Source organism: Brevibacterium samyangense (genome assembly GCF_039529845.1).
In the GTDB taxonomy this organism is placed as follows: Bacteria; Actinomycetota; Actinomycetes; order Actinomycetales; family Brevibacteriaceae; genus Brevibacterium; species Brevibacterium samyangense.
Genome location: NZ_BAAANO010000004.1, coordinates 1 through 3114 on the forward strand (window position 1 = coordinate 1; position 3114 = coordinate 3114).

Sequence of the window (3114 nt, forward strand, 5' to 3'; positions counted from 1 at the left end):
CGCGCGGCCGCCCGCCGCCTCGGTCACGTAGTCCGGGAAGGCGGAGTGCTGATCGGTGTAGGCACCGTCCTCGCCCGGGTGCTGGACGGCGACGAACACGGTGCGCTCCTCGTCGTGGATGACCGGCCCGCAGGTCTCCGCCTCGCGGGGGACGGAGAGGAACTGCTCGACCTGGCCACGGACCTCGCCCTCCAGGCGGACGCGGAAGAGCCCGTCGTTGTAACCGATCGTGCCCGGCTGGCCGTCGGTCGAGATCCACAGGTCGCCCTGGGAGTCGAAGGCGAGGTTGTCGGGGCAGGAGATCGGGGAGACGCGGTCTTCCGGGAACCCGCCGAAGTACGTCTGGGTGCCCTGCGCCGGATCGCCGCAGACGAGGAGCAGGTTCCAGTCGAACACGGTCGAGGTGTGGTCGCCGTCGCGCTCGGCGATCTCGACGACGTGGCCGTCGCGGTTCCGGGTGCGCGGGTTGACCTCGTCCGCCGGAGCGTTCGTGCCGGTGCCGCGGTTCGTGTTGTTCGTGCACGCGACGTAGATGCGGCCGGAGGTGGGGCTCGGCTCGACGTCCTCGCAGCGGTCCATCTTCGTCGGTCCGACGAGGTCGGCGGCGAGACGGGTGTACACGAGCACCTCCGCGACGGACATGCCCGGGACCTTCGACTCACCGTTCTCGACGAGCGGCAGCCACTCACCGGTACCGTCGAAGGCGCCGTCGGCCGGGAGTGCGCCCGAACCGTCGATCTCGGCGGCGGAGTTGCCGTCGAACTTGGCGACGTAGAGGTTGCCCTCGGACAGGAGGGTCATGTTGTGCGCGCGGTCGCCTTCGCGGTACGTGTCATTCGAGACGAACTTGTAGAGGTAGTCGAAGCGCTCGTCGTCACCGGAGTACGCAACGGCGTGGCCGGAGGCGGAGATGGTGACGTTCGCGCCCTCGTGCTTGAAGCGACCGAGCGAGGTGTGCTTGAGCGGGGTCGAGGTCGGGTCCCAGGGATCGACTTCGACGATGTAGCCGAAACGGTTCGCCTCGTTCTCGTACCCGGCGTTGCGGGTGTCCCAGCGCGGGTCGTCCTCGGCCCAGCCGTTGCCCTCGCCGCCGAGGCCGTAACGCTTGTCCTCGGCGGAGGTGCCGGCGGCGGCGAAGTAGCCGTTGAAGTTCTCCTCGCCGGAGAGCAGCGTGCCCCACGGGGTGAGACCGCCGGCACAGTTGCCGACCGTACCCTGCACCTTGTCGCCGGCCGGGTAATCGGCGGTGCGCAGGAGCTCGGAGCCGGCAGCCGGACCGGTGAAGGTGTACTCGGTCTCCATGACGAAGCGACGGTTGCGCGGGCCGCTGACGTCGACGGTCCACTCGGAGTTCTTGTTCTGCCGCTGGAGTTCGACGACGCTGAGGCCCTTGGCGGCGCGGGAGATCGCGCGGCGCTCGGCGGCCGGCAGCGCGTCCGGGTACATGATGCCCTCGTTCACGTACTCGTGGTTCGTGAACATGACCGCCCGCTTGCCGTTCTTGTGCGCCGGATCGAGCTGGATCGAGAGGAAGTCGCAGTTGTACCCGAACTGACGCTTCTGGGCCTCCTCGCTCTGGTCCTCCGGGTCGAACTCGGGGCTGTCGGGGAACAGCGCGTCGCCCCACCGGGCGATCGGCTTCCACGTGAAGCCCTCCGGGACGTGGAATCCGTCGACCTCGTGGTTCACCGGGTCGATCGCGTCGAAGACGAGCTTCGACTTCGACTTCGTGTTCCCGGCGGCGTGCGCGGCCCCTGCGAGCGGCGAGGACGGCGCGGTCGTGACGGCGATCGCGAGTGCACCGGCAGCGGCGCCCCCGAGGATCGAGCGACGGCTCAGTGCCGCGGACGCGATGTCGCGGAAGTAGGCGTTCTGCGAGGTGTTGCACACCTCGCCGAGGCACGCATTGCCGCACTTGAGTGCGCAGGTGACGGGTGAGCGCTTGCCGCGCACGTGGTCCGCCATGGGAAGGAGGTTCCGCAGGAGAGACATGTGGTCCTTTCGAGGGTTCGGCGTCGGGAGTCCGATCGCGGTCCTGGCGTGGGACACGACCGGGTCACACTGACAGCCGAAGTCCACGCGGGGACGACGCACAGGTGAACGGACGGGTAACAGAACCTTGAGCGTTCAAATAGCGCACATGGACCTGAGGAAAAGCGCGGGGACCCCGAGGTGCGGCCCGTGGGCGGCGAGCGGGTCGGTCAGCGTGGGTCGACCGCCGCGAGGATTCCGGGGCCGAGGAAGCCGACGGCATCGATGAACGTGTGGGCGAGGACGAAGGGCATGACGCGGCGCCACCGGAGATAGAGGAACCCGAAGAGCAGGCCCATGAGCACATTGCCGATGAACGGACCGATGCCCTGATAGAGGTGATAGCTCGCGCGGAACACCGCGAGGACGAGAACGATCACCCACGGCGCCCACCGCAGTTTCTCGAGACGGTCGACGCCGTATCCGAGGAGGAGAACCTCTTCGAGGATGCCGTTCTTCGCCGCCGCCAGTAGGAGGACCGGCACCGTCCACCAGTACGCGCTCAGGTTGTTCGGGAGGATCTCCGCGGTGATCCCGAGGGCCCGCCCGGTCGCGTAGACACCGAGCGTGCCGACCCCGATGACGAGGAACAGCCCGGTCCCCCGCAGCAGGTCCGACACCGGCCGTCGCAGATCGAGACCTGTGCGCAGTGCCGCCGGGCGCACGTCCGCGAGTGTCACACCGGACGCCGCCCACACGCGGTCACGGTTCATGAGGAACAGGGCGAGTGCGACCGGCACGAGCGCGAAACCGATGCCCAGGAGTTGGTACACGAGATCGAACCAGGGCCGGGCCGACGCCGAGGTGTTGAGCTTCGCCTCCGCCTCGACGAGCGGACCGCGCGACAGCACATCGGCGAGTCGGACGACCGCGTAGATCGCGGACTGCGCGAGCGAGAGCAGTGCGACGAGCACGACTTCCCGTCCCCAGCGCGGACGCAGCGGGGACGGGAGGTCGGTGGAGGAAGCGCTCATGGGAGGGAGCCTAGGCTCTCGACGGGTTCCGGCGGATCACTCGTCCGCCGCGTGCCTGCCGGCGCGGCGGGCACGCCGCGTGAGCGGTTGTTCCCCCTCCGTGCCCGAG

2 protein-coding genes are annotated in these 3114 nt (G+C 68.9%); both read right to left on the reverse strand.

Annotated elements, in window-relative coordinates; genetic code table 11:
- The coding region (locus tag ABD172_RS01325) for a PhoX family protein (RefSeq protein ID WP_344306249.1) at window positions 1-1992 on the reverse strand (1992 nt) is incomplete at its 3' end.
- Between the two features lie 209 nt (window positions 1993-2201).
- Window positions 2202-3005 carry a CPBP family intramembrane glutamic endopeptidase gene (locus tag ABD172_RS01330; RefSeq protein WP_344306251.1) on the reverse strand — a complete coding sequence of 268 codons (804 nt, stop codon included), beginning with the start codon at window positions 3003-3005 and terminating at the stop codon, window positions 2202-2204.
- Between the last annotated feature and the right edge of the window lie 109 nt (window positions 3006-3114).

What these genes read in the sequence shown, in the direction of transcription:
- ABD172_RS01330 (WP_344306251.1), bottom strand. Translation starts at nt 3,005, where the DNA reads ATGAGCGCTTCCTCCACCGACCTCCCGTCCCCGCTGCGTCCGCGCTGG.